The organism is Acetobacter estunensis (assembly GCF_019083805.1).
GTDB lineage: Bacteria > Pseudomonadota > Alphaproteobacteria > Acetobacterales > Acetobacteraceae > Acetobacter > Acetobacter estunensis_A.
In genome coordinates this window covers 1-1,814 of record NZ_JAHRDV010000034.1, presented here as the reverse complement: position 1 = coordinate 1,814, position 1,814 = coordinate 1, and the positions used below count along the sequence as shown (strand labels likewise).

Annotated in this window: 1 protein-coding gene and 1 pseudogene; one reads left to right on the top strand and one right to left on the bottom strand. The window is 59.8% G+C overall.

Features of this window, described 5'->3' with window-relative positions; genetic code table 11:
• Window positions 1-106 precede the first annotated feature (106 nt).
• Window positions 107-619, bottom strand: coding sequence for a TRCF domain-containing protein (locus KUA11_RS16900; RefSeq protein WP_408744233.1), 513 nt, complete (start codon window positions 617-619; stop codon window positions 107-109).
• 66 nt (window positions 620-685) lie between these two features.
• Here KUA11_RS16900 and KUA11_RS16895 point away from each other — a divergent pair.
• A pseudogene (locus KUA11_RS16895) lies at window positions 686-1,708 on the top strand (TRCF domain-containing protein); the annotation flags it as partial.
• Between the last annotated feature and the right edge of the window lie 106 nt (window positions 1,709-1,814).

The following is a 1,814-nucleotide window of genomic DNA, read 5'->3' as shown; positions in this document are numbered from 1 at the left end:
CTCGCGAGCGCCCTCACCATTTGATCCGCATGCCAGCCAGCAAATCCCCAGTATTGGTGCATCGGGCTACCGTTGCGGCCGTCACTCCAGAAAATGCCGGCCTCCCTCACTTCACCAGCTTCGCCAACCCTCCCACAACCTTGCGCGCCAGTTTGATTCGCTGCGCGTTCGTCAATTCTCGCACAACAGCCAGTTTGTGATCGGGACGGAGACGGGCCGTACCGTCCTTCCAGTTCGTGATCCAGCGGATAAGGCCCTCCGGATTGGCGAAGCTGTTTCCGCGGAACTGAAGCACCATACCCTTCGGCCCGGCTTCCAATCGCTCAATCCCAGCCTCACGACAGAAACGCTTGAGCGCCACAACATCGAGCAGGTTCTTGAGTTCTGGTGGCACCTCACCAAAGCGATCCACCAGTTCGGCTTCCATCGCCTCATCTTCCGCCTCGGACGCAAGCGCACTGATGCGACGATACAGGCCCAGCCGCACCGGAAGATCCGTGACATACGTGTCAGGAATAAGCACCGGCAGGCCAAGCACGATGGTGGGTGTCCAGTCGCGATCTTGCGACTTCGCGCGGCCTTTCTCGGCGCGCAGATCAGCCACGGCATCCTGCAACATCTGCTGATACAGTTCGATGCCAACCTCGCGGATATGGCCCGACTGCTCCTCACCCAACAGATTACCCGCGCCACGCAGATCCAGATCGTGAGACGCCAGCGTGAAACCCGCGCCCAATGTGTCGAGCGTCTGGCCGATATCGTGCCGGATGCGAAAGTGGTGAAAGCGCACGGGCAATTGTCCGCGACCGAGCTTGAGCGTGTGATGACGGAGTTCGCGGACGGGAAATACGATATCCTGCTTTCCACCAATATTGTAGAGAGCGGGCTGGATATGCCCACCGTCAATACGCTCATCATTCATCGCGCCGACATGTTCGGGCTGGGACAACTCTATCAGCTTCGTGGGCGTGTAGGACGTGGCAAGCAGCGTGGCTACGCTTATCTCACGTGGCCGCAGACGCATGTGCTGTCGGCTTCGGCCCAGAAGCGGCTGGAGATCATGCAGACGCTCGACACATTGGGCGCGGGTTTCACGCTGGCGTCTCACGATCTGGATCTGCGTGGCGCGGGTAATCTGTTGGGTGAGGAGCAGTCGGGCCATATCCGCGAGGTTGGCATCGAACTGTATCAGCAGATGTTGCAGGATGCCGTGGCTGATCTGCGCGCCGAGAAAGGCCGCGCGAAGTCGCAAGATCGCGACTGGACACCCACCATCGTGCTTGGCCTGCCGGTGCTTATTCCTGACACGTATGTCACGGATCTTCCGGTGCGGCTGGGCCTGTATCGTCGCATCAGTGCGCTTGCGTCCGAGGCGGAAGATGAGGCGATGGAAGCCGAACTGGTGGATCGCTTTGGTGAGGTGCCACCAGAACTCAAGAACCTGCTCGATGTTGTGGCGCTCAAGCGTTTCTGTCGTGAGGCTGGGATTGAGCGATTGGAAGCCGGGCCGAAGGGTATGGTGCTTCAGTTCCGCGGAAACAGCTTCGCCAATCCGGAGGGCCTTATCCGCTGGATCACGAACTGGAAGGACGGTACGGCCCGTCTCCGTCCCGATCACAAACTGGCTGTTGTGCGAGAATTGACGAACGCGCAGCGAATCAAACTGGCGCGCAAGGTTGTGGGAGGGTTGGCGAAGCTGGTGAAGTGAGGGAGGCCGGCATTTTCTGGAGTGACGGCCGCAACGGTAGCCCGATGCACCAATACTGGGGATTTGCTGGCTGGCATGCGGATCAAATGGTGAGGGCGCTCGCGAG

What these genes read in the sequence shown, in the direction of transcription:
- KUA11_RS16900 (WP_408744233.1), bottom strand. Translation starts at nt 619, where the DNA reads ATGTTGCAGGATGCCGTGGCTGATCTGCGCGCCGAGAAAGGCCGCGCG.